Below are 1844 nucleotides of genomic sequence, written 5' to 3' on the forward strand. Positions count from 1 at the left end.
CCCGCGCCTTCGCGTCCCGCGAAGGCCGCCGTCGCTTCCTGCCCCTCCGGGGCTGGCGCTCCGCGCCCCCTCATGGACCTAAGGGCGAGCCGGAACCCGACGCTCCGGTAGCGGTAGCCAGGCACGTCCCAGTCACGGACGGCGGAACGCACGAGCCTGCCGTCGTAGTTCCACGAGCCGCCGCGCACCACGCGGGAATCGCCCTCGCCTTCAGGACCGCGTGGGTCCTCGCATTCCGCGCCGTCGTACCGCCGCAGGCCGTCGGCGCACCATTCCCAGACGTTGCCGTGCATTTCGTACAGACCCCACGCGTTGGCCGGAAACGTCTTCACCGGCACCGTCGTCTGCCGGTACTCGCCTTGCGCGCCATCCGCGTAAGGACGGTTGCCATGGTAGTTCGCCTGCTGCGTGTCGATCGTCTCGCCGAAACTGAACGGCGTCGTCGTTCCCGCCCGGCAGGCGTACTCCCATTCGGCTTCGCTCGGCAGATCGGCTTCGGCGCCCGGCAGCAGTACGCGCAGCGTTTCCAGAAAGCGCTGCACGTCGTCCCACAACACCTGCTCGACCGGCTGGCGCACATCGCGCTGAAAGCGGCTCGGGTTGTCGCCCATCACCGCCTGCCACAGCGCCTGCGTGCACGCGGTGTCGGCGAGCCAGAAACCGCGCGTCAGTCGCACGCGGTGCTGCGGGCCTTCGTCGTCGAAGCGCCCGCGCTCGTCAGGCGGCGAGCCCATGCGGAATTCGCCGGGTTCGATCCAGCGCAGGCGCTGTACGACGCCGGCGATCGTTGCTTCGAGGTAGACGCCGTAGCGATCGCGGCCGATTTCGCTCGCCCACGCCGGCCGCTGCACGCGCTGGCAGGCGTAGGCGTGCGTGCCGGCGAACACTTCGACGCGCTCGGCGCTGCTCTCGGCGAGCGGCAGCACGGCGTCGTCGGCCGGCAGGCGAAGCCGACGCGTCTGGCGGCCGACACGGACCGGGATGACTTCGCCAGCCAGGCGCAGCAGCGGCCAGCGGCTGCCGCCCGGCGCTGCGCGCGCCAGCGCCAACGCCAAGGTATCGTCGCGCTGGACGAGAACGAACTCGCGCTGCGACGGCGGCTGCGCTGCGACAGCTTGCAGCGCCAGCGCGACTTGCCGCGCGTCGAGCCCGGCCGGGACTTCGTCTTCGCCGCTGAGCACCCAGAGTGGCGCCAGCACGGGCGAATGCTGTTCCAGCCACGCGCGGTCGCCACGGTTGCGCGCCAGCAGGTCGGCGGCGTAGGCGCTCGCCTCGCCGTCGGCCGCGTCGGCGCGCAGCGCAAAGCGCGCGAACCAGTCGCGCGCTTGCGCCACGCGCGCCGCGAACGCCTGGCGCGCTTCTTCGCCGGCGTGCGCGTGCCAGATGAGCAGCTCGGCGGCTTCGGTCGAGCGCCCGCGGAAAGCGTGAAAACGCAGCATTTCGCGCAGCACCGCGCTCTGCTCGGCGGCTTGCAGCTTCTCGCGAAAGCGCTCGCGCCAATCGGCGACGCGCGCCGGAGCGATCTCGCAGAAACGCTCGCCCGCGGCAACGTGCTGGCGATTGCCCCAGACCAGCGCTTCGAGTCCCGGCTCGGCGGCAGCGCCCGCCTCGAGCCGGCGCAAGGCGCGCAGCAAACCCGGCTCGACGCGCACGCAACACGCGAGACGCGTGAGCAGCGCCGCCAGTGCATCGCCAAGCGCGCTGCGATCCACCGCTGCCGGCGCTCCCTGCGCCGCGAGCGGATGGCTCTGTTGGCGCTCGTCCAGGCAATGCACCTGCGCCGCGCGCCGCAGCCGCGCCGGCACCAGGCGGCGCGAGGCCGGCAGCCAGGCGAGCGGGCGCGC

At 72.6% G+C, this 1844-nt stretch carries 1 protein-coding gene; it reads right to left on the reverse strand.

Annotation, left to right across the window (positions count from 1 at the left end; genetic code table 11):
* Window positions 1–1844 (reverse strand): formylglycine-generating enzyme family protein (locus PKE44_RS18925; protein WP_324554327.1); only part of this gene is annotated, 1844 nt, incomplete at both ends.

This window comes from Plasticicumulans sp., from assembly GCF_035331805.1.
Taxonomy (GTDB): domain Bacteria; phylum Pseudomonadota; class Gammaproteobacteria; order Competibacterales; family Competibacteraceae; genus Plasticicumulans.